General features: G+C 73.1%; 17 protein-coding genes and 1 pseudogene. 10 read left to right on the forward strand and 8 right to left on the reverse strand.

Going from position 1 to position 23647, the window contains the following annotated elements; genetic code table 11:
- The first annotated feature begins 56 nt into the window (after nucleotides 1–56).
- Nucleotides 57–794, forward strand: a complete 738-nt coding sequence (locus tag OG928_RS28405; RefSeq protein ID WP_406288878.1) for a GntR family transcriptional regulator — start codon at nucleotides 57–59, stop codon at nucleotides 792–794.
- A gap of 230 nt (nucleotides 795–1024) precedes the next feature.
- On the opposite strand, the gene OG928_RS28410 is transcribed toward OG928_RS28405, so the two are convergent.
- The 3 genes and pseudogenes from OG928_RS28410 to OG928_RS28420 form a co-directional block, all read right to left on the reverse strand.
- A complete protein-coding gene (locus OG928_RS28410) occupies nucleotides 1025–1756 on the reverse strand; it encodes a GntR family transcriptional regulator (RefSeq protein WP_406288880.1) in 732 nt (243 codons plus the stop codon).
- A gap of 121 nt (nucleotides 1757–1877) precedes the next feature.
- The gene (locus OG928_RS28415) at nucleotides 1878–2060 is read right to left on the reverse strand and encodes a hypothetical protein (RefSeq protein WP_406291338.1); all 183 of its coding nucleotides are present in this window, start codon (nucleotides 2058–2060) and stop codon (nucleotides 1878–1880) included.
- Nucleotides 2061–2109: 49 nt separating this feature from the next.
- A pseudogene (locus tag OG928_RS28420) lies at nucleotides 2110–2442 on the reverse strand (hypothetical protein); the annotation flags it as partial.
- A 209-nt stretch (nucleotides 2443–2651) separates the two neighbouring features.
- Here OG928_RS28420 and OG928_RS28425 point away from each other — a divergent pair.
- The 5 genes from OG928_RS28425 (at nucleotide 2652) to OG928_RS28445 (ending at nucleotide 6473) form a co-directional block, all read left to right on the forward strand.
- A complete protein-coding gene (locus OG928_RS28425; protein WP_406288882.1) occupies nucleotides 2652–4496 on the forward strand; it encodes a serine/threonine-protein kinase in 1845 nt (614 codons plus the stop codon).
- Between the two features lie 144 nt (nucleotides 4497–4640).
- On the forward strand, nucleotides 4641–5180 hold the full coding sequence (locus OG928_RS28430) for a TetR/AcrR family transcriptional regulator (RefSeq protein WP_406288884.1): 540 nt from the start codon (nucleotides 4641–4643) through the stop codon (nucleotides 5178–5180).
- Nucleotides 5177–5509, forward strand: coding sequence for a DMT family transporter (locus OG928_RS28435; RefSeq protein WP_406288887.1), 333 nt, complete (start codon nucleotides 5177–5179; stop codon nucleotides 5507–5509). Before OG928_RS28430 ends, OG928_RS28435 begins: the two co-directional genes overlap by 4 nt.
- Nucleotides 5502–5930: a DUF5360 family protein gene (locus tag OG928_RS28440; RefSeq protein WP_406288890.1), complete on the forward strand. Its 429-nt coding sequence runs from the start codon at nucleotides 5502–5504 to the stop codon at nucleotides 5928–5930. Before OG928_RS28435 ends, OG928_RS28440 begins: the two co-directional genes overlap by 8 nt.
- A 60-nt stretch (nucleotides 5931–5990) precedes the next feature.
- On the forward strand, nucleotides 5991–6473 hold the full coding sequence (locus tag OG928_RS28445) for a peroxiredoxin (protein WP_406288892.1): 483 nt from the start codon (nucleotides 5991–5993) through the stop codon (nucleotides 6471–6473).
- A 69-nt stretch (nucleotides 6474–6542) separates the two neighbouring features.
- Here OG928_RS28445 and OG928_RS28450 read toward each other — a convergent pair whose 3' ends face one another.
- Nucleotides 6543–7463: a S1 family peptidase gene (locus OG928_RS28450; protein WP_406288893.1), complete on the reverse strand. Its 921-nt coding sequence runs from the start codon at nucleotides 7461–7463 to the stop codon at nucleotides 6543–6545.
- 98 nt (nucleotides 7464–7561) lie between these two features.
- Here OG928_RS28450 and OG928_RS28455 point away from each other — a divergent pair, with 98 nt between their 5' ends.
- On the forward strand, nucleotides 7562–8482 hold the full coding sequence (locus OG928_RS28455) for a LysR substrate-binding domain-containing protein (RefSeq protein ID WP_406288896.1): 921 nt from the start codon (nucleotides 7562–7564) through the stop codon (nucleotides 8480–8482).
- 152 nt (nucleotides 8483–8634) lie between these two features.
- Complete coding sequence (locus OG928_RS28460; protein WP_406288898.1) at nucleotides 8635–9849, forward strand: amino acid deaminase/aldolase; 1215 nt, start codon at nucleotides 8635–8637, stop codon at nucleotides 9847–9849.
- A gap of 105 nt (nucleotides 9850–9954) precedes the next feature.
- On the opposite strand, the gene OG928_RS28465 is transcribed toward OG928_RS28460, so the two are convergent.
- On the reverse strand, nucleotides 9955–11739 hold the full coding sequence (locus OG928_RS28465; protein ID WP_406288900.1) for a SpoIIE family protein phosphatase: 1785 nt from the start codon (nucleotides 11737–11739) through the stop codon (nucleotides 9955–9957).
- A gap of 214 nt (nucleotides 11740–11953) precedes the next feature.
- On the opposite strand from OG928_RS28465, the gene OG928_RS28470 reads away from it, so the two are divergent.
- Both OG928_RS28470 and fes read left to right on the forward strand, forming a co-directional pair.
- Nucleotides 11954–12979 carry an ABC transporter substrate-binding protein gene (locus tag OG928_RS28470; protein ID WP_406288902.1) on the forward strand — a complete coding sequence of 342 codons (1026 nt, stop codon included), beginning with the start codon at nucleotides 11954–11956 and terminating at the stop codon, nucleotides 12977–12979.
- Between the two features lie 168 nt (nucleotides 12980–13147).
- On the forward strand, nucleotides 13148–14389 hold the full coding sequence (gene fes, locus OG928_RS28475; protein WP_406288904.1) for an enterochelin esterase: 1242 nt from the start codon (nucleotides 13148–13150) through the stop codon (nucleotides 14387–14389).
- Here the strand turns inward: fes and OG928_RS28480 are convergent.
- The 3 genes from OG928_RS28480 to OG928_RS28490 form a co-directional block, all read right to left on the reverse strand.
- On the reverse strand, nucleotides 14375–15889 hold the full coding sequence (locus OG928_RS28480) for a DHA2 family efflux MFS transporter permease subunit (protein WP_406291275.1): 1515 nt from the start codon (nucleotides 15887–15889) through the stop codon (nucleotides 14375–14377). The two genes, fes and OG928_RS28480, sit on opposite strands and share 15 nt — an antisense overlap.
- A 137-nt stretch (nucleotides 15890–16026) precedes the next feature.
- Nucleotides 16027–16245: an MbtH family protein gene (locus OG928_RS28485; RefSeq protein WP_406288907.1), complete on the reverse strand. Its 219-nt coding sequence runs from the start codon at nucleotides 16243–16245 to the stop codon at nucleotides 16027–16029.
- Nucleotides 16238–23530 carry an amino acid adenylation domain-containing protein gene (locus tag OG928_RS28490; RefSeq protein WP_406288909.1) on the reverse strand — a complete coding sequence of 2431 codons (7293 nt, stop codon included), beginning with the start codon at nucleotides 23528–23530 and terminating at the stop codon, nucleotides 16238–16240. Before OG928_RS28490 ends, OG928_RS28485 begins: the two co-directional genes overlap by 8 nt.
- Between the last annotated feature and the right edge of the window lie 117 nt (nucleotides 23531–23647).

Raw genomic sequence — 23647 nt, forward strand, 5'->3', positions numbered from 1 at the left:
CTGGTCCCCGACGTCGACTCGTACGTGTTCAGGGACCGGACCGAGGGGACACCGCCATGACAGCGAATCCGACCGCGCGGGCGGAGAGCCGGACGAGCACGGCCCGGCGGGAGATCCGGGACCGGATCCTGTGTCTGGAGATGCCGCCGGGGGAGAGCTTCAGCGAGGGTGGGCTGGCCGCGTCCCTCGACATGGGCAGGACGCCGGTGCGCGAGGCGCTCAACCTGCTGGCCCACGAGGGCCTCGTCGCGGTCGCGCCGCACTCCGGCTACCGGGTCGTGCCGGTGACCCTGCGCGACGTCCGCGAACTGCTCGAACTGCGACTGCCAGTGGAGGCCTTGGCGGCCCGGCTGGTGGCGCGGCGGCGGGACGCGGCGGGGCTGCGCGAGCTCGTCGAGACGGCCGGCGCGGAGGCGCCCGGGACCGACCCGCTGCCGCTGGGCCACATCGCGTTCAGCGCGGCGCTGGCCGCGCGGGCCGGCAACGCGCGGGCGGCCGAGGTGGGCGAGTACGCCTTGCACCACCAGGTGCGGCACCTGCACCTGGCCGCCGCGCTCGGTGAACCCGGCTGGCCGACGCCCGATCGGCGCGCGCTGCTCGCCGCGATCGAGGCCGGCGACCAGGACGCCGCCGCGGCCGCCGTCGAAACCGAACTCCGCGCACTCGGCGCGGCGGTCTTCACGGCCCTCGTACCGGTGGTCGCCGCCCACCTCGACAAGGACCCCTCCACCACCACCCAGCCGGACGACCTCCTAGACACCGACCTCGGCCCACTACTCCCGCCCCGCCCGTGAGGCAACCTGTCAGCCCGGCCGGCGTTTGAGGCCGCCCGTAAGCCCGGCCGGCGTTTGAGGCCACCCAGCCGTCCGGCGTTTGAGGACGCTCCGGCCGAAGGCCGCCACGAACCAGCCCGGCCGGCGTTTGAGGCCACCCCTAAGCCCGGCCGGCGCTTGAGGCCACCTTCAAGCCCGGCCGGCGTTTGAGGCCACCCAGCCCGTCCGGCGCCTGAGGACCCCCGTCGCGATCACCCCCACCCCGGCGACCCCGCAACATTCGCATCGAGCACCGCGTCGTCCGACAACAGCGCCGCCAATACCCGCTCCCGACACCCCGTGAGCCGCGCGGCGACCGCGACCCGCGCGCCGATCTCATCGCCGGCCCCGAGCGCGGCCAGCAGTGGAGCGTCGTCGCCCGCGAGTGGGCGCAGGTCCCACACGTCCGCGGTTGCGCACAGCCGCAGCAGACGGTGGTGCGCGTACAGGACCCCGCCCAGCACCCGCCGCAGGTGTCGATTGCCCGCGAGGTCGGCGATCGTCAGGTGCAGCCGGGTGTACCGGTCGAGCCACGCGTTCGGCCCGGCCACCGGCGCCGGCCCGGGTACCCACGCGCCCGCGCGGGCCAGGGCCGGCCGGATCGCGGGTGCGCGCCGCGCGACCGCCGCCGCGGCGGCCTGTTCCAGCACGCAGTGCAGGTCGAAAAGTTCGCGCGTCGAGCGCAGCGTCACCCGCGAGACGCGATAGCCGCTGCGCGGGATGACCTCGACCAGGCCGTCCTCGGCGAGCAGCGCGAGGGCCTCGTGTACGGGCGTCTTGCTCACACCCAGTTCCTCGGCCACGGCCTTCTCGGTGAACCGCGCGCCGGGCACGAGCTCCAGGTGCAGCACCCGTCGTCGGATCTCGCGGTACGCCGAACCGGTCAACGATCCGGGCCGACGCTCGCCACCGGTGCGGTACCCGGGCGGACTCGCATACGCCATGACTCTCCTCGGTTCCGCCGCATCCTAACGGCGCGGCTCGCGGCCGGGCCGACCGTCGAGGACGCACCCGCGACGCACCCGCACCGGGCGCGCGGTCGGGAACGTGGCGAGAGTGGCCCGGTCAGTAGAAGTGCCGCAGCTTCGGCCACAGGCGCGACCACGGTTCGGCCGGGCCGGCGCACAGTTCGACGATCGCGTGCTGCTCCTCGTTGTCGACGTCCCGGCCGTGGTCGACCCGGGTGACCAGCCGGCAGTCGAGGAAGTTGCGTGCACGGGCGGCGACTTCGCCCTCGCGGACGACCACGACGGGGCCGTCGGCGCGGTCCGCCGCGCCCCGCGCCGAGTTCGCGCGCGATCACCGCCACCACGTACACCGTCGCGGCGCACACGAGCGCGGACACCATCCGCAGTCCCCACGGGTCGTCGCCGAACACCTCGGTCGACAGGCGCGCGATCAGCGGGGTCAGCGGCGGCTGGTCGACGTAGCCCCAGTCGAGGTGCCGGCCCGCGACGACGAAGTACAGCTCGTCGCGGTGGAAGCCGTAGCGCGAGGACACCAGCGCCTGCACGGTGAAGACCGCCAGTGCGACGGCGGCGACCGGGCGTTTGGCCAACGCGGGGAGGGCGCCCGGGGAGGGGGCGGGGAGGGCAGGTTCGGTCGACGTGCCTTTCTCCACACGGCTCATTCCGTCATGGTGCCGGATCGGTGGGCGGTACGGCAGTGACTGGGGCGTTCGTCCGCATAACGCGTCGGACGCGTTCCGGTGTCGGCCCTGTGGCGCGCGGGCGGCGTGCCCGGGGTGTTCGGGAAGGATTCGGGTGGAACTCGTGGCGCCGTTATTCCTCCGACATGACCGAGATTGGCCCACACTGTTCAATCGGGGGGTGGCGTGGGATGGACACGCAGGGATCGGGTCGTCTCGTCGCCGCGCGGTACCGGCTGCTCGAACAGCTCGGAGCCGGCGGCATGGGAGTGGTGTGGCGGGCGACCGACGAGCTGTTGCACGTCGAGGTGGCCGTCAAGCAGGTCGGTATCGGTGAGTGGCTGCCGGACGCCGAGCGCGATCAACGCGTCCTCCGGGCCATGCGCGAGGCACGCAACGCGGCGCGGCTGCGCGAGCATCCGCACATCGTCACCGTGCACGACGTCGTGGTCGAGAACGGCGTGCCGTGGATCGTGATGGAGTACGTGCCGTCCCGAACGCTGGCCGAAGTGGTGGGTGAGGACGGGCCACTGACGGTGGATCAGGCCCGCGTCGTCGGCCTGGCCCTGGTGGACGCGTTGGCCACGGCGCACGAGCTGGGCATCGTGCACCGGGACGTCAAGCCCGCGAACGTGCTGCTCTCGCCGACCGGGCGGATCGCGCTGGTCGACTTCGGCATCGCGGTGCACGAGGACGACGCGGGGCTGACCGCGTCGGGGGTGATCGGCACGCTGGAGTACATCGCGCCCGAGCGGCTGCGCGGGGATGCCGCGACGGCGGCCGGCGACCTGTTCTCGCTGGGCTGCACGCTGTACCAGGCGATGGAGGGGATCTCACCGTTCCGCCGCGAGCAGGCGTACGCGAGCATGGCCGCGGTGCTCGGCGAACCGCCGCCGCCACCGCACCGGACGGGGCCGCTCACCGAGCTGATCCTGGCCCTGCTGGGCAAGGACCCGGCGCGCCGGCCGACCTCGGACGAGGTCCGGCGGTCGCTGGGGGCGGCGGACGTGTCGAACAGCCAAGCACGCGATGTGGCACGGCAGTTGGCGGCGCCGACGGTGACCGCCCCGGTGCCCGCGCCGGCTCCGACCACGCCATTGCCGGCGGAGCCGCCCGCCGCGCATCCGCCGCCGGTGGCGCCCACGTCGGTCGCGCACTCGCCCGGCGAGCCCGGCGAGCCCGCCGAGCCCGCCGCGCCCACCGAGCCGCGCGTCCCGCATCGGCCGCCGGCGCCGAGCTCGCCGTCGCCCACCCCGTCGCCCGCTTCGCTGCCACCGGCCCGACTCCAGTCGCCGACGGTGCCGCCGCCCGACGAGCCGCAGGGCGCACCGCGGCGGCGTCGGCGCAGGCCGCTCGTGTACATCCTGAGCGCGGTCGGCGCGGTGATCGCGCTGATCGTCGTGCTGAGCCTGCTGCCGCAGGACGGCAAGGACGGCAAGCACAAAGACGAGGGAAGCTCCGGCGCGGCACAACCGGGCGGAACCGCCACGTCGGCGTCGGAGACCTCCGATTCCGCCTCCCCGTCCGGGGCGTCGTCGGAAGGGGGCGCCGCGCAACCCGCGTTGGCCCCCGGTGTCGCCCCGAACGGATACACGGTGCACGAGTTCGCGCCGGCGAAGGTGGCGGCACCGGCCGGGTGGCAGGTCGACTTCTGCGATTCGGAGCAGGGTTGTCACCTGTACCCGGGCACCGACAAGGACTACGGGATCTGGATCGGCGCGCCGGATCCGCCCGGGCAGCGCGCGGAGCAACTCATCCGGACCAACGCCACCGCGCTGAGGAACGACAACCCCGGCCTGAAGATCCTGTCCCAGGGACCGGGCACCTACCGGACCTACTCGGACGTCGCCGAGGTGCGGGCGACCTGCGCGTGCCCGCAGGGGACGGTGACGGTGCACGAGCTCGCCTTTGGTCCGGTGGGCGAGTACACGGTCCTGATCACCGTCGTCGCGCTCGCCGACACGTCACCGAGCGCCGACGAGGTGTTCCGGGTGGCCACCGGAACGTTGCTGATCGCCAACTCGACCGGCTCCTGACCCCACCGGAGGCCGAACTCCCTTTGTTGTTGCGGTAGATCGACCCCGTCGCCGGCTCACATCGGCGGTGATCTCCTGCTACCGTGACCCCCGACCGTCCGGACGGTCCGGGCGAATTCCGAGGGAGAACAGGGGGGCGCGCCGATGCGCGATCAAATTCTCGACGCGGTCGAACGATTGCTGGTGCGCGACGGTGTCGACGCGGTCCGGTTGGACGCGGTGGCCCGCGAGGCCGGCGTCAGCAAGGGCGGCCTGCTGCACCACTTCCCGAGCAAACGCGCCCTGGTCCAGGGCGTCGTCGTGCGGCTCGCCGACCGATTCGACGCGGTGCTGCCCGAACCCGGCTCGCCGCCGGGCGCGTTCACGCTCGCGTGGCTGGACGCGAGCATCCCCGAGGAGTCGCCGACCGGCGACCGCAGCGGCGCCGACCACGTCCCCCTCGCGCTTCTCGCCGCGGCCGGGGGTCCGGACGTGCTCGACGTGCTGCGCGCGCGGTACGCGATATGGCGCGAGCGGCTCGGTGCGGACGGCATCGATCCGGCGGTCGCCGACCTGGTCCGGATGGCCGTGGACGGCTGGTGGACGGCCCGACTGCTCGACCTGGGCGCGCCCCACGACCAGGCGCACATACGCCTGCGCGCGCTGTTGACGAACATGGTCGGCGAGCTCGGCGGCGCGGCATGATTCCGATCACCCTCGTTGGCGCGGCGATCCTCGCCGAGGTCACCGCGACGCTCGCGCTGCGCGCGTCCGACGGGCTGAGCCGGCTCGTCCCGAGCATCGCGGTCGCGGTCGGCTACCTCGTCGCGTTCGTTCTCCTGGGGCAGGCGTTGAAATCGCTGAACGTCGGCCCGGTGTACGCGATCTGGTCCGGTTTGGGCACCGTCGGCGCGGTGGCCGGCGGCGTGGTGCTCTTCGACGAACCGCTCGAACCGGCCACCGTGCTCGGGGCGGCGCTCGTCGTGGTCGGCATCGCGGTGCTGTACCTGGGCGGCGGGGCGGCGCATGAGTGACGTGCGCACGGTCGACGTCATGTGCTTCACCCGAGTCTCGATGACCGTCGTCGACGTGGGCTTCGTGCTCTATTGGGCGGTCACGCTGCTCGCGCTGATCCCCGCCGAGTACGCGTACAAGGACTACACCGATCCCGTACTGAGCGACTGGAACTACTCCTTCCTGCTCCTGGACCTCGCGGCGAGCGCGACCGGAATCGCGGCCCTGCGCGCGAGCCGGGGCACGGTCGCGCCGACGGCCGGTCCGCTGATGCTGATCTCGCTGGTCCTGACCAGTACGGCGGGCCTCCAGGCGGTCGCCTTCTGGGCGCTGCGCGGCGACTTCGCCATCGAGTGGTGGCTGCCGAACCTGTTCCTGCTGCTGTTCCCACTGCCCGCGATCGCGGTCCTGGTCAGGCGGACGGGCATCGCCGCCCGCTGACACCCACCGGTAACGTCACGGACCCGAACCCCGCGTATCGCCCGCCAAGGAGACCACCAAGTGTCCAAGACCCCCGAAATCGGGTCCCCCGCCCCGGACTTCACCCTCGACTCGGTGCACCTGACCGACGGCGAGGCCAAGCGCGAACCGCTGACCCTGTCCGCCCAACACGGCCGCCCGGTCGTCCTCGCCTTCTACCCGGGCGACGACACCACGGTGTGCACGAAGCAACTGTGCTCGTACTCGTCGGGCTTCGAACAATTCACCGACCTCGACGCCACGGTCTGGGGCATCAGCCCCCAGGACCTGGACAGCCACGAGCGCTTCGCCCGCAAGTACACCCTGCGGATGCCGCTGCTCGCGGACACCGACCACAAGGTCGTCGAGTCCTACGGCATCGGCCTGGGCAGCAACGCCCTGCGCCGCGCCGTCTTCATCATCGACGCCGAGGGCATCCTCCGCTGGAAGCACGTCGCCTTGGTCGGCCTCACCTACCGGGGCCTGGACACCTTGACCAAACAACTCGAACTCCTGCGCGGCTGAGCACCGTCAACGGCAATCCGCCCGCTGGTGCCGCGCCCGGCACCAGCTCCTCGTCAAGGCGCGTGCGGCTCAGAAGTTCAGGGGCTGGATGAACGTGGGGGTGCCGTTTCGGGGGCCGCCGCTGATCAGGGCCACCGCGGTCCGGTTCCTGTGGACCGGGCCGCCGGAGTCGCCGGCGGCGCCGGATTGGGTGCTGCGGGCGAGGCCGGTGACGGCGCCGTTGGGGTAGTTCACCGTGACGTCGGTGGCGTCGATCCGGCCGCATTGGGTGCCGCTGGTGGCGCCGGTGCCGCAGACCCGGTCGTCGAGGCGGGGTTGGCCGAAGGCGGTGATGGGGGTGTACGCGTTGCCGTCGGCGATGTCGGGGGCCAGGGTGACGCCCGCGGCCTTGGGGACCACCGCCCAGTCGGCGCCCGGGAAGCGGGACGTGCCCACCGTGCCGATCGCGGTGCCGTCGGCGTCGTACCACGTGGGGGCGTCCCGGGCGCAGTGGCCGGCGGTGGTCGTGGTGTCCGGGCGGTAGCCGTTGAAGCCGGCGGTGCAGACGAAGACCGTGCCGGTCAGGCCGCTGTAGATGGTGCTGCCGCCGTGGAAGTCGACCGCGGGCGTGGTCGGGGACGCCGGGGTCGGCCCCAGGCCCACACGCGGTTCGATCGGCGCGTCGACCTCGACGACCTCGACCAGGGCCGGGACCAGCCGGGCGGTGTCGAGGAAGGCCGAGGTGGCCGGGTCGGCGGTGCCGCGCAGGATCGCGAGCGTGAGCGTGCAGCGGGCCGCGTCCACGTACCAGTATTGGCTCTTCCCGGCCAGGCCGTCGAGCGCCAGGCCGTCCAACCGGTCCTGTAGCGCGCGCAGTTGGTTCATCCGTACCGGAAGGCAGTTCCCGGACGGCGCCGCGGCCGCCGCCGCCGGCGCCGTGAGGGTGGTGAGGACGAGTACGGCCGCCGCAGCCAGGGTCGGCAGGGTATTCGTCAGGGGGGTCCGGGTCACCCCGAAACCGTACGGGCCCCCGACCGGGAAGACCCACCGAAACCGGCCGCGGTCACCCGATCGGGGGCGATCGGTCACGGCACTAGACTTCGACGACCGTGGACGTGCACACCCGAAGGCTCCGCTACTTCCTCGCCGTGGCCGAGGAACTGCACTTCAGTCGCGCCGCCGCGCGCCTGCACATCAGCCAGCAGGCGCTCAGCAAGCAGATCCACGAGCTCGAACAGGAAGTCGGCGTGCGGCTGCTCGACCGCACCACTCGGCACGTCCGGCTGAGCGCCGCCGGTGTGATCTTCCTCGACGCGACCCGCGAGGCACTTGCAGTACTCGACCGCGCGGCGACCGAGGCCGGGCTCGCCGATCGCGGCGAACTCGGCACGCTGCGGCTCGGCGCGACCGTGGGCGCGGCGCTCGAACTGACCTCGCCGATCCTCGCCGAGTTCGCCCGGGTGGCCCCCGGCGTCCGGGTCGAACTGCGCGAGTTCTCCTACGAGGACCGCTCCGCCGGGCTCGACGACGGCGGTATGGACGCGGCGTTCCTGCGGCTGCCGATCGGCGGCTCCGGGATCGAGTTCCACCCGCTGTTCGTCGAGCCGCTCGTGGTCGCCGTACACCGTGGACACCGGCTCGCCGACCGCACGCACGTATCGGTGGACGAGCTCGCCGACGAGATCATCGCGGTCGGCCACTCCGACGACCCGGCCGAGCGGTTCTGGTCGCTCGGCGAACACCGCGAACCGGGCGCCCGCGTGGTGTTCGCGCGCTCGGTGACCGAGGAGATGCTGCTCGTCGCGGCCGGCCAGGCCTGCATGATCACCGGTGCCGCGTCGGCCCGCTGGACCCCGCATCCCGACGTCCGCTATCTCGCCATCGACGACGTACCCGGCTCGGAACTCGTGCTGGGCCGCCGCCTCGACCGGCCCAACGCCCTGGTCGACCGTTTCGTGGCGGCGGCACTGCGCGTGCGTGACCGCGAAGTGGAGCTGGTCCGCCGGATCGAGCACCCGGAAGGGTTCTGAACGGGCCCGGGGCGCGGCGGCCGGGCGACCGGGGCAGCCGACGGCCGGAGGACCCGGCCGACGGGCGGCGACCCCGAGATGCCGGAACGGTTGTCAATCGCGGCCGACATCGCTGTTTCTCTTCGGCGCGCGCGGCCACGACACTTCGAGACATGACCCTCATCGGCGCGCCCCCGCAGGTCACGACCGACCAACACGCCCGCCTGGAACGGGCCACCGCGGCCCTCACCGCGCCGTTCGCGTGCGTGGACGTGGACGCGTTCGACGCCAACGCGACCGACCTCGCCCGCCGCGCCGCCGGCATGCCGATCCGGGTCGCGAGCAAGTCGATCCGGGTCCGCGCGCTCGTCGCCCGGGCCCTGGACCACTCGCCGGCGTTCCGCGGCATCCTCGCGCTGACCCTGCCCGAGGCCCTGTGGCTGGCCGAGTCGGGGAGCACCGACATCGTCGTCGGATACCCCTCCGCCGACCTGCCCGCGCTCGCCCGCCTCGTCCGCACCGGCGCCGACGTGACCGTCATGGTCGACGACGTCGAGCAGCTCGACCTGATCGCCCGGGCCGGCGCGACCCGGCGGAACCCGGTCCGGGTCTGCCTCGAACTCGACGTGTCGCTACGCCTGTTCGGCGGCCGAGTCCACCTCGGCGTGCGCCGCTCACCGCTGCACACCCCCGCCCAGGTGGTCGCGCTGGCCGAGGAGGTGCTGCGCCGGCCCGAGCTGCGCCTGGTCGGACTGATGGGCTACGAGGCCCAGATCGCCGGCCTCGGCAACCGGATCGCCGGCCGGCCGATCTTCAGCGCCCTGATCCGCGGCATGCAGCGCGTCTCCGCTCCCGAACTGGAGGAACGCCGCACCGAGACGGTCGACCGGGTCCGCGCGCTGACCCCGCTCGAATTCGTCAACGGCGGCGGCACGGGCTCGATCGAGACCACCCGCAAGGCTCCCAACGTCACCGAGGTCTCCGCGGGGTCCGGCCTGTTCGCTCCCGGCCTGTTCGACGCGTACACGGCCTTCCGGCCCACGCCCGCCGCGTTCTTCGCGCTGCCGGTGGTCCGCCGACCCGCGCCGGGCATGGTCACCGCGCTCGGCGGTGGCTATACCGCGTCGGGGCCGCTGCGGCCCGATCGGCTGCCGATCCCGACGTACCCGCGCGGCCTGCGATTCGATCCGCTGGAGGGCCCGGGGGAGGCACAGACGCCGCTGCGCGGGAGGGCGGCCGACGCGCTCCGGATCGGCGACCGGGTGTGGCTGCGGCACGCCAAGGCCGGCGAACTGTGCGAACGCTTCGAGCGCGTGCACCTGGTGTCCGGGGACCGCGTCGTGGACGAGGTCCCCACGTATCGCGGCGAGGGGCAATGCTTCTTGTGAGCCGTTGAGCCGTTGAGCCGTTGAGCCGTTGAGGTTGAGCCGTCCCGCGCATCGAACGTCGAGCGGGCCGTCGAGCCGTTCGCCGGGTCGCCGTGCGGGCCGTCCTCAACCGCCCGACGGGCTCGCGGGGGTGCGTCGGTCGGCCCCGAGGGTCGCGTCGGTCGGGGTGTCGTCCTCGAACGCCGGACGGGCCGTGGAGCGACGCCGCAGGATCAACAGGGCGATGTCGTCGCGCTTGTCGCCGCCCAGCGCGGCGAGCAGGTGGTCGGCCAGCTGCTCGGGGTCGGTGTGGGCGGCCCAGGCGAGGGTGGTCTCCGTGCGCAGCCGTGCCATCCCCGTGTCGAGGTCGCTGTGCCGTTCCTCGATCAGGCCGTCGGTGTACAGCACCAACGTATCGCCCGCCGCCAGGCGCACGTGGGTGGTGTCCGGGCGGGGCAGGCCCAGGCCGAGCAGCGGCCCGTGTACCGCGAGGTAGCGCGTCGCACCGTCCTCGGTGAGCACCAGCGGCGGCAGGTGGCCCGCGTTCGCGATCTCGATGTCGCCGTGGACCGGGTCGAACACGAGCACGCACACCGTGGCCGCCTCGTACGGCTGAAACCGCAGCATCATCGCGTTCATCCGGTCGAGGATCGCGTGCGGCGGATGGCCCTCGCTCGCGAACGCGCGCAGTGAGTGCCGCACTTCGCCCATGATCGTCGCGGCCCGCAGCGAGTGGCCCGCGACGTCGCCGATCGCGATCAGGATCCGGTGCTCGTCCAGCGCGACCGCCTCGTAAAAGTCGCCGCCGATCGCCGCCTGATCGGACGCCGGCAGATAGCGCACCGCGATGTCCGCGTCCGGGATGTCCGGCAGGGTCGCGGGCAGGAAGCTGCGCTGCAGGGTCAGCGCGAGCGCGTGTTCCTCGGCGTACGAGCGCAGCGCCTCGGCCGCGAGGGCTCCTGTACGGGTCAACTCGTGCAGCGCCTCGGCCGTCTCGGTGTCGCGTACCGAATGGGCCGGGACGGCGAGCGCGGTCGGCGGCCGGGTGACCTGCGTGCGGCAGACCACCAGGTGGACGGGCGTCTCCAGCAGCGCGTCCGGCATCCGGCGGACCCAATCGGCGCCGGGGACGACCACCGATGTGCTGCCGGCGCCCTCGCCGAGCCCGCCGAACCGCAGCAGGGTGTCGAACATGCTCGGCGGCACGCTCCCCTGGGCCGGCTCGGCGCCGTGCGCGGTCACCACCGTCCGCCGGGCGCGGCCGTCGAAGTCGCGGACGTACGCCGCCGCGGGGCCGCGGGTGATCCGGGCCGCGCCGGTGGACATCGCGTTGCCGAGTTGCTCGACCGTGCGGGCCGCGTTGATCAGCATCGTCGCGCGCGCGAGCGCGGTCAGCACGGTCGCGGTGTGCTCGGCCCTGCGCCGGGCCTGCGAATAGCGCAGCGCCGCCTGGACCGTGGCCAGCAGCACGGCGGGATCGATCGGCTCGATCAAGTACGCGTCGGCGCCGCGGTACAGGCCCTGCGTCCGACCCCCCACGGTGACCGCGCCGGCCGACACGTGGATCACCGGCACGCTCGACGTGAGCGGATCGTCCTTGATCTGCTCGCACACCTCGAAGCCGCTCATGTCCGGCAACCGCACGTCCACGATCGCGACGCCCATCCCGTCGCCCTCTTCGGCCGCCGCCCGGGCGATCGCCAGCCCCTCGGCACCGGTGGCCGCCTCGATCACGGTGTGTCCGGCCCGGCGCAGCCAACTGCCGATCAGGTGCAGGCTGCTGGGGGTGTCGTCGACCACCAGCACGGTCGCGTCGATGTGGCCGCGGCTGCCTTCACGGGCCGACGCGCGGGTCGGCGACTCGACCGCGCACCCCCGTCGCGGTGTGTCGGTTTCGCCTTGCGTTCCCATGCACCCCGCTCCGCGTCGCTTCCGACTCGCATCCGTCGTGCATCCGGCTTCGGGTTCGTTGTCGGCAGCGTATGTCATCGACGCGAGCCGGCCGAGGGCCGGGCGGTGGACCATTCGGACCAGTGTCAATAAGGTAAGCCTTACCTAAGAAATCACAGGGGTGGTGGATCGATCGTGCCCGCCGACCCCTGCCCTTCCACGCCCGGAGTTCGTCATGTCCTCTTCTCTTCGCTCGCTCGTGCCCACCCGGCGGCGCGTGGTTCGGCTCTTCGCCGTGGCGGGGGCGGCCGGCCTGCTCCTGACCGGGTGCGGGTCCGACTCCGACTCGAAGTCGTCCGACAAGAAGGGCTCGTCGTCCGCCCCGAGCGCGCCCGCCGGCGACTCGGCGAGCGGCACCCGCACGGTCAAGGACGCGACCGGCACGGCGGTACAGGTGCCGGCCAACCCCAAGCGGATCGTGGTGCTCACCCAGGAAGACCTCGACGCCGTGCTCGCGCTCGACGTCAAGCCGGTCGGCATCACCAACGGCCAGGGCCTGGACAAGCCGCCGGCCTACCTCGCCGAGAAGGTCAAGGGCATAGACGTGGTGGGGAACCTGCTGCAACCCGTGATGGACAAGGTGATCGCGGCCAAGCCGGACCTGATCCTCGCCGGTGACATGCAGGACGAGCAGGTGCTCAAGCAGCTGCGCAAGATCACCCCCGCGACGCTGGTGACGATGGCCCCCACCGACGACTGGAAGCTGTCCTTCCGCGGCGTCGGCAACGCCGTCAACAAGCTCGACCAGGCCAACAAGGTGATCACCGACTACGAGGCCAAGGCCAAGAAGACCGGCGAGGAGCTGACCGCGAACAAGGCCGCCGCGGTCAGCATCGTGCGCTGGAACCCGAACGGCCCGAGCTGGATGGAGAAGCGCCAGTTCGCCTCCGGCGTCGCGCTCGACATGGGGCTGACCCGCCCGAAGGCCCAGGACAAGGACGGCAACGCGCACACCCCGGCGTTGAGCCTGGAGAAGATCAACGAGATCGACGGCGACTGGCTGTTCCTGGGCACGCTCACCGCGGACGGCGCGAGTGCGCTCAAGGAGGTCCAGAACAAGCCGGCGTACAAGGAGCTGAACGCGGTCAAGAGCAACCACGTCGTCACCGTCGACGGCTCGGTGTGGTCCACGCGCGGTGGGCCGCTCGCGGCGGACGTCGTGCTGAACGTCATCAGCAAGGCGCTGTCCGCCAAGTCCTGACGGACCGACACACGGCCGGCCCCGGGGGAGCGTCACGCGCCTCCGGGGCCGCGCCGGTTCTCGGGGCTGTTGTAGCCGTTGCCGCCGCCGCCGTAGCTGCTGTATCCGCCGTATTCGCCTTATCCGCCGTATTCGCGCGGATGGTTCGCCTAGAAAGCGACTCGCACCATGGACAGTCCGATCCTGCAAGCGCTGACCGAGGCGGTCGCCGCCGGTCGGCCGGATGCCGGCGCCGAGTTCTGGGCCTTGGTCGAGTCCGGCGGAGCCCCGTTGGTCGAGCCGGATCCCACCGATCCCGCCCGGCGCCTGGTCACCTTCGTCTGGCGGGACGATCCGGCCGCGCCCGCCGCCGACGTACTCGCGCTGCTGCACACGTTCACCGACCGGGACCGGCACGCGGGCGACCTGACGCCGCATCTGATGCGCAGGCTGCCCGGCGCCGACGGCTGGGCGATCACCCATCGGCTGCCCGCCGACCTGCGCGCGTCGTACCAGTTCTTCGTCGGCACCGGCCCGCGTGCCGAGACGCTGCGCACCGACCGGAAGGCGTGGCTGAGTGTGCTGGACGCCGCGGTACCCGATCCGTTCAACGCCGCGCCGGTGTTGGCCGCCCGGGACGGCCGCAACCCGTCGTCCGTACTGGAGTTGCCGGACGCGCCCGCGCAGCCGTGGGCGCACCGCAGGCCCGGCGTACCGCGCGGCTCGCGTGAGGACACCACGGTGGACGGCCGCCGGGTGAGCGTCCTGCTGCCCGCCGGGCACGCGTTCGGGCAAGGGCCCTACCGGGTCGCGGTGTTGCTCGACGGCGAGGTGTGGGGATCGGTCCTGGCGATCGGCGACACGCTCGACAACCTGCACGCCGAGGGCCGGATCCCGCCCACGGTCGCGCTGCTCGTGGACACGATGGGCCGCGATCGGCGGATGGTCGACCTCACCTGTAGCGAGCCGTTCGTGGACTGGCTCGCGGACGTCCTGCTGCCGTGGGCGGGCAAGCGGTACGGGGTGGGCGAGGACCCCGCGCACACCGTCGTCGCCGGGCAGAGCGCGGGCGGCCTCACGGCGGCGTTCGCGGCCTTCCACCGGCCGACCCGGTTCGGGAACGCGCTGTCCCAGTCGGGGTCGTTCTGGTGGCCGGACCCGGACGAGAGCAACGACGGCGCGGAATGGCTGACCCGCCGGTTCGCCGTGACCAAGCGGCTGCCGATCCGGTTCCACCTCGAGGTCGGCCTGCTGGAGTGGATGCTCCTGGCGGAGAACCGGCGACTGCGGGACGTGCTGGTCGAGCGCGGCTACGAGGTCGCCTACGACGAGTTCGACGGCGGCCACGACTACGCCTGTTGGCGTGGCGGGCTCGCCGGCGGACTCGTCGGGCTGCTGTCGGCCGAGGGTTCGTGGTCAGACGGGCGTTGACGCGCCTGCCGGAGCGCCCTTGTCGCCGGTTCGGGTACGCCCGGCGGCCACGCCGACGCGGTCGCCGGTCGCGCTCTCGCGGTCCGCACTCCGGTCGCCCGGGTCGCCGTGCCCGGCGGCGTCGGCACCGTCGTCGTCGAACGGCGGTGGGGCCGGCGCCTCGCGTGGCAGTCGGAGGGCGAACAGGGCGCCGAGCGCGACCAGTCCGGCGGTCAGCAGGATGGCCGCGCGGTACGGGCCGGGCTCGGCCGCGTCGTGCCCGTCCGAACCGCCGAATGCCTCGATCACGGCGGCGCCGGCCGCGATGCCGAGTGAGCCGCCGAGCGTACGCACGATCGTGAACAGGGCCATCGCGTGGCCCATGTCGGGCGGCTCGATCCCGCCGAAGCCGGCGATCTGAACGGTGAGCACGGCCGTGCCGAGCACGAGCCCGACGCAGAACATCAACACCCGTACCGCCCAGGCGTGGTCGGCCACGCCGGGCACCGCCAGCGCCGCGAACACCAGCGCGGCCAGCACCAGCGCGGGCGTGGTCAACAGCCGAGGGCCCAGTCGCGGCAGCAGCCGGTCCACGACCTGCGACGCGAACATCAGCCCGACCGCCTCGGGGAAGACCCCGAGGCCCGCGTCCAGCGCCGACGCGCCCAGCGCCGCCTGGTAGAGCAGCGGGAACACGAACAACACGCCCATCAGCCCCGCCGACGTCAGCAGCGCCAGCGCGGTGGCCGACCCGAAGGCCCGGTCGGTGAGCAAGCTCAGCCGCAACAGCGGTCCGGTGGCACGTAGTTGATGGCCGATCGAGGCGACGAGCAGGCCGAGACCCAATACCCCGCTGATCGCGATGGCCGGCGAGGTCCAACCCTGCGACGGGCCGAATCCGAGCGCGTACGTGAGCAGCCCGAGCGTCGGCGTGGTGAGCAGGAACCCGGTCCGGTCGAACGGCCCGACCACGCCCTCGCGGTGTTCGCGCAGGCCGTACAGGCCGAGCAGCACGGCGGCGATCCCGATCGGCACGTTGACCAGGAACAGCCAGTGCCAGGAGAGGTGTTCGGTCAGAAGGCCGCCGAGCGGCGGACCCAGCGCGGGCATCAGCGCGGTCGGCACGATCAGCCATTTCGCGAGCCTGGCCCGCTCGTGCGGCGCGAACGCCCGGAACAGGATGGTCATCCCGACCGGGGTGAGCAGCCCGCCCGCGAGACCCTGGACGACGCGGGCGAGGACGAGCGATTCGAGGTTTTGCGAGAGCCCGCACGCGGCGGACGCGGCCGTGAAGACCGCGAGCGAGCCGAGGAAGATCCGCTTCGTGCCGAACCGATCGCTCAGCCGACCCGCGACCGGCAGCGCCGCCACGAGCGCGACCAGGAACGCGATCTCGACCGTGTTCGCCGCCACCGCGGGCTGATCGAAGTCGTCCGCGATGGTGAGCAGGGCCGGATTGACGATCGTCGAGTCGAGCCCGTTCATGCACATCGCGGCCGTGTAGACGAGCACGACGATCAGCGTGGAGACGCGGGCGGTGGCAGCGGTGGCAGCGGTGGAGGTGGTGGAAGTCGTGGCGGTGGGGGCGCCCGGCGGGGTCGGCGCCGGCGGGTCCGGCCGGCTCGGCTCGTTCGGGAGCGCTTCGGTGCGTTCCCCGCTCACCGCGCGACCGGGCTCAGGTCGGTCCAGTGCGCGGTGATCCAGTCCAACGCGACCGAGCGCGCGCACGGGCCGTGCGCGACAGTCCACCCCGCGGGCACGGCGGCGAACCCGGGCCACAGCGAGTGCTGCCCGAGCTCGTTCACGAGCACGCGGAACTCGTCGCCGCCTTCGCCGCCGTGATCGCCGTCGAAGGGGTTGGTGGGCGTGTCACTCATGGGTGTCGTTCTCCAGCTCGGTCAGGCGGTCGACGACGACGCGCGCGATGTGCGCGATCGGGCCGGGCAGGGTCATGTCCTTGTGCGAGCAGGCCACGTTCGTGTTGTCGATCCGACCGGTCACGTACGGGGCCCAGGTCTCGGGAGTGAGCGTGTCGTCGATGGTGTCGACGGTCGCCCGGAAGAAGAGCACGTCGCCGCGGAAGACCCGGTGGTCGAAGGCGCGTACCAGGTGGTTCGTGTTCAGGTAGATGTCGTTGAGCGCCTCGATCGTCGCCGCGTCGAGGCCGGCCAGCGGGCTGCCCTTGCGGCGCAACACCGCGATCACCTCGGCGAGTTCGAGCGGCCTGCCGGCCAGGCTCTCCGGCCCGTAGCCGCCCATCGTGAGCAGCGCCTCCAACGCCTCGGCCCGGTCCGGGACGGGCAGTTCGCGAAAGCCCTCGGCGGGATACGCGTCCAGGATCGCGAGCAGCTCGACCTCGTGGCCCAGGTCCTGCAACCGGGTCGCCATGGCGTGCGCGATGATGCCGCCCGTCGACCATCCGAGCAGCCGGTACGGGCCGGTGCCCCGGACCTCGCGCAGCCGGTCCACATAGTGCGCGGCCAGCTCCTCCAACGTCTTCGGCAGCGGCTCGCCGGCGGTCACCGGGCCGACCCCCTGCGCCTGGAGGCCGTGGATCGGCACATCGGTCGGCAGGTGCCGGATCAGGCCCGCGTAGCACCACGACAGGCCACCCGCCGGGTGCACGCAGAACACCGGGGCGCGGTCGCCCTCGCCCGCCGGGCGCAGCGGCAGCAGTACGTCCAGCGCGTCGGTTCGGTCGGTCGCGTCCAACGCGGCGTCGAGGCCGGCGGCGGTGGGTGCCTGGAAGATCGTGCCGATCCCGACGTCCGCGCCGAGAACCGCCCTGATCCGCCCGGCGAGCCGGACCGCGAGCAGCGAATGCCCGCCCAGGTCGAAGAAGTTGTCGTCCACGCCGACCCGAGGGATCCCGAGCACGTCGGCGATCAGCGCGCACAGCTGCTCCTCGCGGGGCCCGCGCGGGGCGCGTCCGGCGGTCACGGCCGCGGTGCGGTCCGGGCGCGGCAGGGCCTTGCGGTCGAGCTTGCCGTTGGCGGTCAGCGGCAGCCGGTCCACCACGACCACGGCCGAGGGCACCATGTGCACGGGCAGCGTCTCGGCGGTGTGTGCACGCAGCGCGGTACCGGACGCGTCGGGCGCCGCCACCACATAGCCGACGAGCCGCTTGTCCCCGGGGGTGTCCTCGCGCAGCACCACCGCCGCGTCCGCGACGGCGGGATGCCCGGCCAACACCGCCTCGATCTCGCCGAGTTCGACCCGGAAGCCGCGGATCTTGACCTGCTGGTCGGCCCGGCCGAGGTACTCCAGAGTGCCGTCCGCGCGCCGCCGGGCGAGGTCGCCGGAGCGGTACATCCGCGAGCCGCGCTCACCGAACCGGGCCGCGTGCGGGTCGGCCACGAACCGCTCGGCGGTCAGCGCGTGCCGGCCGAGGTAGCCGCGCGCGAGGCCCTCGCCGGCCACGTACATCTCGCCCGTCACCCCGGCCGGCACCGGTTCGAGGTATCGGTCCAGCACGTATACGCGCAGGTCGGGGATGTTGACGCCGATCGTGCTCGCGGCCCCGGCGGCGGCCGAGGCGCGGTCGAGCGGATGGTACGAGACGTGCACCGTCGTCTCGGTGATCCCGTACATGTTGACCAGCCTGGGCGCGTCGTCGGCGTGCCGCTCGTACCAGTCGGCGAGCCGGGCCGGTTCCAGCGCCTCGCCGCCGAACACCACGTAGCGCAGCGCGAGTTCGCGCCCGGGGCGCTCGCGGTCGGCGGCGACCAGCTGGTGGAAGGCGGACGGGGTCTGGTTGAGCACGGTGACCCGTTCGCGGGCCAGCAGGTCGAGGAACTCGGCCGGGTCGCGACTGACCAGGTGCGGTACCACGACCAGCCGGCCACCGAAGAGGAGCGCGCCCCACAGCTCCCAGACCGAGAAGTCGAACGCGTAGGAGTGGAACAGGGTCCACACGTCCGTGGGTCCGAAGCCGAACCAGTGGTCGGTGGCGGTGAACAGGCGGGCGACGTTGTGGTGCGTGACCGGAACGCCCTTGGGCCGACCGGTCGAACCGGACGTGTAGATCACGTAGGCCGGGTCGCTCGCGCGCAACGGGCGCTTGCGCTGCTCCTGGCCCAGGTCGGAGCTCGCGTAGGCGTCGGCGTCGCGGCCGTCCACGTGGATCCGCGGCAACTCGTGGGCGGGCAGCCGGCGCGCGGTCGTCGAGTCGGTGAGCAGTACGACCGGCGCGGCGTCGTCGAGCATGTAGGCGAGCCGGTCGGCCGGGTAGTCCGGGTCGAGCGGGAGGTAGGCGGCGCCGGCCTTGGCGACCGCGAGCAGGGCGACGACCAGTTCGGGGGAACGCGGCAGCGCGAGCGCGACGATGTCCCCCGGGCCGATGTCGCGCGCGGCGAGGAGCCGGGCCAGTCGATTGGCGCGCGCGGACAACTCGGCGTAGCTCAGCGCCATGCCCGCGCACGTCACCGCGATCCGGTCCGGGTGTGCCCGGGCGGTCAGTTCGTAGCGGGTGACCAGGGTGGACGAGGCGGTCGCCGTCGCGGTCGGGCCGACGTTCCACTCGACGAGCGCGCGGTGCCGCTCGTGCTCGTCGATCAGCGGGAGCCGGCCGATGGGGGCGTCGGGTTCGGCGACGGCGGCGGTGAGCAGTGCGGCGAGCCGGCGGGACAGGCCGAGTGCGGTGGCCCGGTCGAACAGGTCGGTGCGGAACTCCAGGAAGCCGCCGATGCCGTGGCCGTGCAATTCGCCCACATTGAGCGTGAGATCGAATTTGGCGGTCCCGGACGGTACGGCCACCATGCGGGCGGTGAGCGGGCCGAGCGCGAACTCGGCGTCGGGCAGCGACTGCCACGCGATCATCACCTGGAACAGCGGGTGCCGGGCGAGCGAGCGAGGCGGGTTGAGCTCGTCCACGACGCGGTCGAACGGCACGTCGGCGTTTTCGTACGCGGCGAGCGTCGCGCCGCGGACGCGGTCGAGCAGGGTCCGGAAGGTCGGCGCCCCCGAGGTGTCGGTGCGCAGCACGAGGGTGTTGACGAAGAACCCGACGAGGTCGGCCGTCGCGTCGTCGTCGCGGCCCGCGACGGGTGTGCCGAGCGGGATGTCGGTGCCGCATCCGTGCCGGGTCAGCAGCGCGGCGAGGCCGGCTTGCACGGCCATGAACACGCTTGCGCCGCTCGTGCGGGCGAGGTCCGCCAAACGGGCGTGCGTGGTCGCGTCGAGGCGGAACGGGACGGTGTCGCCGGTGTACGACGCGACTATCGGGCGGGGGCGGTCGGTGGGCAGGTCGAGCTCGTCGGGCAGGCCGGCGAGCGCGTGCTTCCAGTGTGCGAGCTGCCGGGTGGCGAGCGGGCTCGGGTCCTCGGCGGCGCCGAGCAGCCGGGCCTGCCACGCGACGTGGTCGAGATACTGCACGGGCAGCGGGGCGAGTTCGGGGGCGCGGCCGGCCACGCGCGCGGCGTAGGCGGCGGCGAGGTCGCGGGCGAGCGGGGTGGTGGACGCGCCGTCGCCCGCTATGTGGTGCAGGAGCAGGACGAGGGTGTGTTCGTGCGGGTCGTGCCGGGCGCCGAACAGGGTGGCGCGCAGCGGGGGTTCGATCGCGAGGTCGAAGCAGTGCCGTACGGCGTCCGTGATCGCGGCGTCGGTGGCCGAAGTCGTGGCGTGGTGCAACGCGGGCCGGGCCTGATCCGCCGTCAGGACCCGTTGGTACGGCTCGTCGTCGATCACCGGGTAGACCGTGCGCAGCGTCTCGTGCCGGGCGACCAGGTCGGCGAGGGCGAGTTCGAGCGCGTCCCGGTCGAGCGGGCCGGTGAGGGTGAGCACGAGTGGGATGTTGTAGGTGGGGCTCGGGCCTTCGAGGCGGTACATGAACCACAGGCGCTGCTGCGCGGGTGACAGCGGGAGCCGGTCGATGCCGCGCGGTACGGGTGCGAGCGCGGGGCGCGGCTCGGGGCCGCCGGCCGCGCGGACCAGCTCGGCCAGTCCCGCGGCGGTGGGGCGACGGAACACGTCGGCCAGGCCGAGCGGCGCGTCGAATGCCTCGCGGACGCGGGCGGCGAGTCGCGCCGCGAGCAGCGAGTGGCCGCCCAGATCGAAGAAGTCGGCGTGCTGAGAGGGGACTTCGGGGAGTTCGAGGACGGCCGCGAAGAGCCCGCAGAGGATCTCCTCGTGCAGCCCGCGCGGACCGTCCTGCGTGCCGGGCGCGATCGGCTCGGGGTCGGGCAGGGCGCGGTGGTCGATCTTGTCGTTGTGGGTCCGCGGCAGCGCGGGCAGCACGAGCACGGCGGCCGGGACCATGTGGTCGGGGAGCTCGGCGGCGAGGTAGGCGCGCAGTGCCTCGGGGTCGGGGCCGTCGCCCGCGGTGCGGCCGACGATGGTCGCGCCCTCGGTGGTCCGCGCCTCGGCGGGTACGACGTAGCCGAGCAGCCGCTTGCCGTGCGCGGTGTCGCGGGCGATGACGACCGCTTGGGCGACATCGGGGTGAGCGGCCAACACGGCCTGGATCTCGCCGGGTTCGATTCGGAAGCCGCGGATCTTGACCTGCTCGTCCGCGCGGCCGAGCAGTTCGAGTGTGCCGTCCGCGCGGCGCCGGGCCAGGTCTCCGGTGCGGTACATCCGGCCACCGGGGTCGTCGTGCAACGCGCCGAACGGGTCGGCGACGAAACGTTCGGCGGTCAGGTCGGGCCGGTTCAGGTAGCCGCGCGCCAGGCACGCGCCGGCGATGTGCAGTTCGCCGGTGACGCCGACCGGGGTCGGGCGCAGCGAGCCGTCGAGCACATACGCGCGCGACCCGCGCACGGGGCCGCCGGTGCCGTCCGGGCCCCAGAAGTAGGCGTCGACGGTGGTCTCGGTCGGACCGTACAGGTTGATCGGGCGGCTGCCGGGAGTGGCCGACAGCCGTTGCCACAGCGGCTCGGGGACGCTCTCGCCGCCGACGACGAGCACAGCCGGGTGGTGTCTGCCGGGCGCCAACAGGCCCTCGGCGATCAGGGCTTCGCAGTAGGTGGGGGTGACGTCGAGGTAGTCGACGCGGTGTTCGTGCACGTAGGCGACGAGTGCGGTGGGGTCGCGGTAGGTCGCGTCGTCCAGGAGGTGCAGTTCGTGGCCGTGCACCATCCACAGGACCGGGTCCCACGACGCGTCGAACGCGAACGACGCGCTGTGCGAGATGCGCAGGCGCGCGCGGCCGGTGCGTTCGACGGCGGGCGCGATGTGGTCGGTGCCGTGGCTCGCGCACAGGTTGGCGAGGGAGGCGTGGCCGATCGCGACACCCTTGGGGCGCCCGGTCGAGCCGGACGTGTGGATGACGTACGCGGTCTGGTCCGGGCGGGGCGGGTGCGGGGCCCGGTCGGGGTGCGCGGCGAGCCGGAGCCGGGTGCCGGGGTCGTCGAGCAGCAGCGTGCGGATGTCGTGCGGGGGCAGGCCGCGGACCGCGTCGGTGCTGCCGATCAGGCACGCGGGCCGGGTGTCGTCGAGCACGGCGGCGGTGCGCCGGCCGGGGTGGCCGAGGTCGAGGAACTGGCAGACGCCGCCCGCCTTGAGCACCGCGAGCAGGGTGACGACGGTGTCCACGCCGCGGTGCAGGGCGATCGCGACGGGGACCTCCGCGGCCACGCCGGCGGCGATCAGCTCGTGTGCGAGGCGGTTGGCGGCGGTCTCGACCTCCGCGAACGTGCGGGTGTCGGCGCCGGCGCGGATCGCGATCGCGTCGGGGGTGGCGGCGGCCCGGCGGGTGTACAGCTCGGGGAGCGTGGTGGTGACGCGGGGTTCGGCGCGGCCGGCGGTGGCCCGGTGGAGGTCGGCGGGGGTGAGGAGGTCGATGCGGGCGATGGGCGTGGTGGACGCGGTGGGGTTGATTGCGGTGGGTGCCGCGGGGGAGTCCTGTTCGAGAAGGGTGGCGAGGCCGTCGAGGTAGCGCAGCAGGCCGTGTTCGTGGCCGGCGAGGGTCGTCGCGTCGTAGCGGGCCGGGTGTGCGTCGAGGTCGATCCGCAGGCCGCCGGCGGCGGTCGGTACGACAGCGACGGCGAGGTCGTCCACCGGGCCGGCGGCGAGGTTGTGCACGGTGCCGGTCGACTCGCCGAAGCGCAGGTCGCCTTCGAAGGTCTTGATGTTGACCATCGGTCCGTAGAGCGGTTGTTCGCGTCCGGCGGCGCCGAGTTCGCGGCGCAGGTCCTCTTGGCGGAAGCGCTGGTGGCGGCGGACGGCGCGGAGTTCGAGCACGACGCGGCGCAGGAGTTCGGGCGCGGTGTCCGCCGGCCGCACGGCGATGCGCAGCGGCAGGATGTTGACGGTCATGGCGGGCGTGCGCAGCGCTGTGGGGCTGCGGCGGTTGAGCAGCGGCAGCCCGAGCACGATGTCACGGGCACCGGTGAGGCGGTGCACGTAGCCCGCGGTGGCGGCGATCAGGAGCTCGGCCCAGGTGGCCTTGGCCCGCTCGGCGGCCGCGGTGAGACGGGCCGTCTCGGCGGCGCCGAGTTCGATGCTGCGACGGTGGATTCCATTGCCGGGGAGGGGAGTGGCGGGTTGGGCGGACAGTGTGACCGGCTCGGGGCGGTCGGCGAGGCGGTCGAGCCAGAAGGCGCGGTCGGTGTCGTACGCGTCGCCGCTTCGGTAGTCGGCCTCCTCGGCGACCAGCTCTCGCAGCGTGCCGAAGGGGTTCGGGGCGGGCTCCGCGTGCGCGGCGAGCGCGGTGTGGAGGTCGGCGACGCGGCGGCCGATCAGGGTCAGCGCGTAGGCGTCCACGGCGATGTGGTGGACGCGCTGGTACCACCAGTGGCAGTCGTCGGCGATCCGGATCAGCGCGTGCGTGACGAGGGGGCCGGCGGCGAGGTCGACGGGGCGCGCGAGGTCGGCGCGCATCCACGCCTCGGCCTCGGCGCGCGGATCGGCGGCGGCGCGCAGGTCGAGGCGGTGCAGTGGGTACGGCGTGCCCGGGGAGTGCTCGCGGTCGGCCGGGACGCGTTGTACGGGCGTGCCGTCGGGGCTGGTGGCGACGAGCAGGCGGAGCGTCTCGGCCTCGCCGACGGCTTGGCGCAGCGCGCGCTCGAACAGGTCGGGGTCGAGCGGGCCGCGGATCTCGACGCGGTCGCCCGTGTTGTAGCCGGGGTCGGCCGGGGCGAGGGCCTGGGCGTAGAGAATGCCGGCCTGGGCGGCGAGCAGGGGGAGTTGGAGGTTCGTTGCGTCGGTGGCCTTGTCGGTGCTCATGGCAACGGTCTCGGCGTGAAGGTGACGCATGGTTGGGGACTCCCGGGGCGCGACGGCAGGCAACACGCACCGGATTCCCCATGCGTGAAGTTAGGTAAGCCTAAGCTATCTTCTGAT

Source organism: Embleya sp. NBC_00896 (assembly GCF_045207785.1).
GTDB lineage: Bacteria > Actinomycetota > Actinomycetes > Streptomycetales > Streptomycetaceae > Embleya.

What these genes read in the sequence shown, in the direction of transcription:
- OG928_RS28440 (WP_406288890.1), top strand. Translation starts at nt 5,502, where the DNA reads ATGAGTGACGTGCGCACGGTCGACGTCATGTGCTTCACCCGAGTCTCG.
- OG928_RS28465 (WP_406288900.1), bottom strand. Translation starts at nt 11,739, where the DNA reads ATGGGAACGCAAGGCGAAACCGACACACCGCGACGGGGGTGCGCGGTC.
- OG928_RS28425 (WP_406288882.1), top strand. Translation starts at nt 2,652, where the DNA reads ATGGACACGCAGGGATCGGGTCGTCTCGTCGCCGCGCGGTACCGGCTG.
- OG928_RS28485 (WP_406288907.1), bottom strand. Translation starts at nt 16,245, where the DNA reads ATGAGTGACACGCCCACCAACCCCTTCGACGGCGATCACGGCGGCGAA.
- OG928_RS28470 (WP_406288902.1), top strand. Translation starts at nt 11,954, where the DNA reads ATGTCCTCTTCTCTTCGCTCGCTCGTGCCCACCCGGCGGCGCGTGGTT.
- OG928_RS28460 (WP_406288898.1), top strand. Translation starts at nt 8,635, where the DNA reads ATGACCCTCATCGGCGCGCCCCCGCAGGTCACGACCGACCAACACGCC.
- OG928_RS28405 (WP_406288878.1), top strand. Translation starts at nt 57, where the DNA reads ATGACAGCGAATCCGACCGCGCGGGCGGAGAGCCGGACGAGCACGGCC.
- OG928_RS28430 (WP_406288884.1), top strand. Translation starts at nt 4,641, where the DNA reads ATGCGCGATCAAATTCTCGACGCGGTCGAACGATTGCTGGTGCGCGAC.
- OG928_RS28490 (WP_406288909.1), bottom strand. Translation starts at nt 23,530, where the DNA reads ATGAGCACCGACAAGGCCACCGACGCAACGAACCTCCAACTCCCCCTG.
- fes (WP_406288904.1), top strand. Translation starts at nt 13,148, where the DNA reads ATGGACAGTCCGATCCTGCAAGCGCTGACCGAGGCGGTCGCCGCCGGT.
- OG928_RS28435 (WP_406288887.1), top strand. Translation starts at nt 5,177, where the DNA reads ATGATTCCGATCACCCTCGTTGGCGCGGCGATCCTCGCCGAGGTCACC.
- OG928_RS28410 (WP_406288880.1), bottom strand. Translation starts at nt 1,756, where the DNA reads ATGGCGTATGCGAGTCCGCCCGGGTACCGCACCGGTGGCGAGCGTCGG.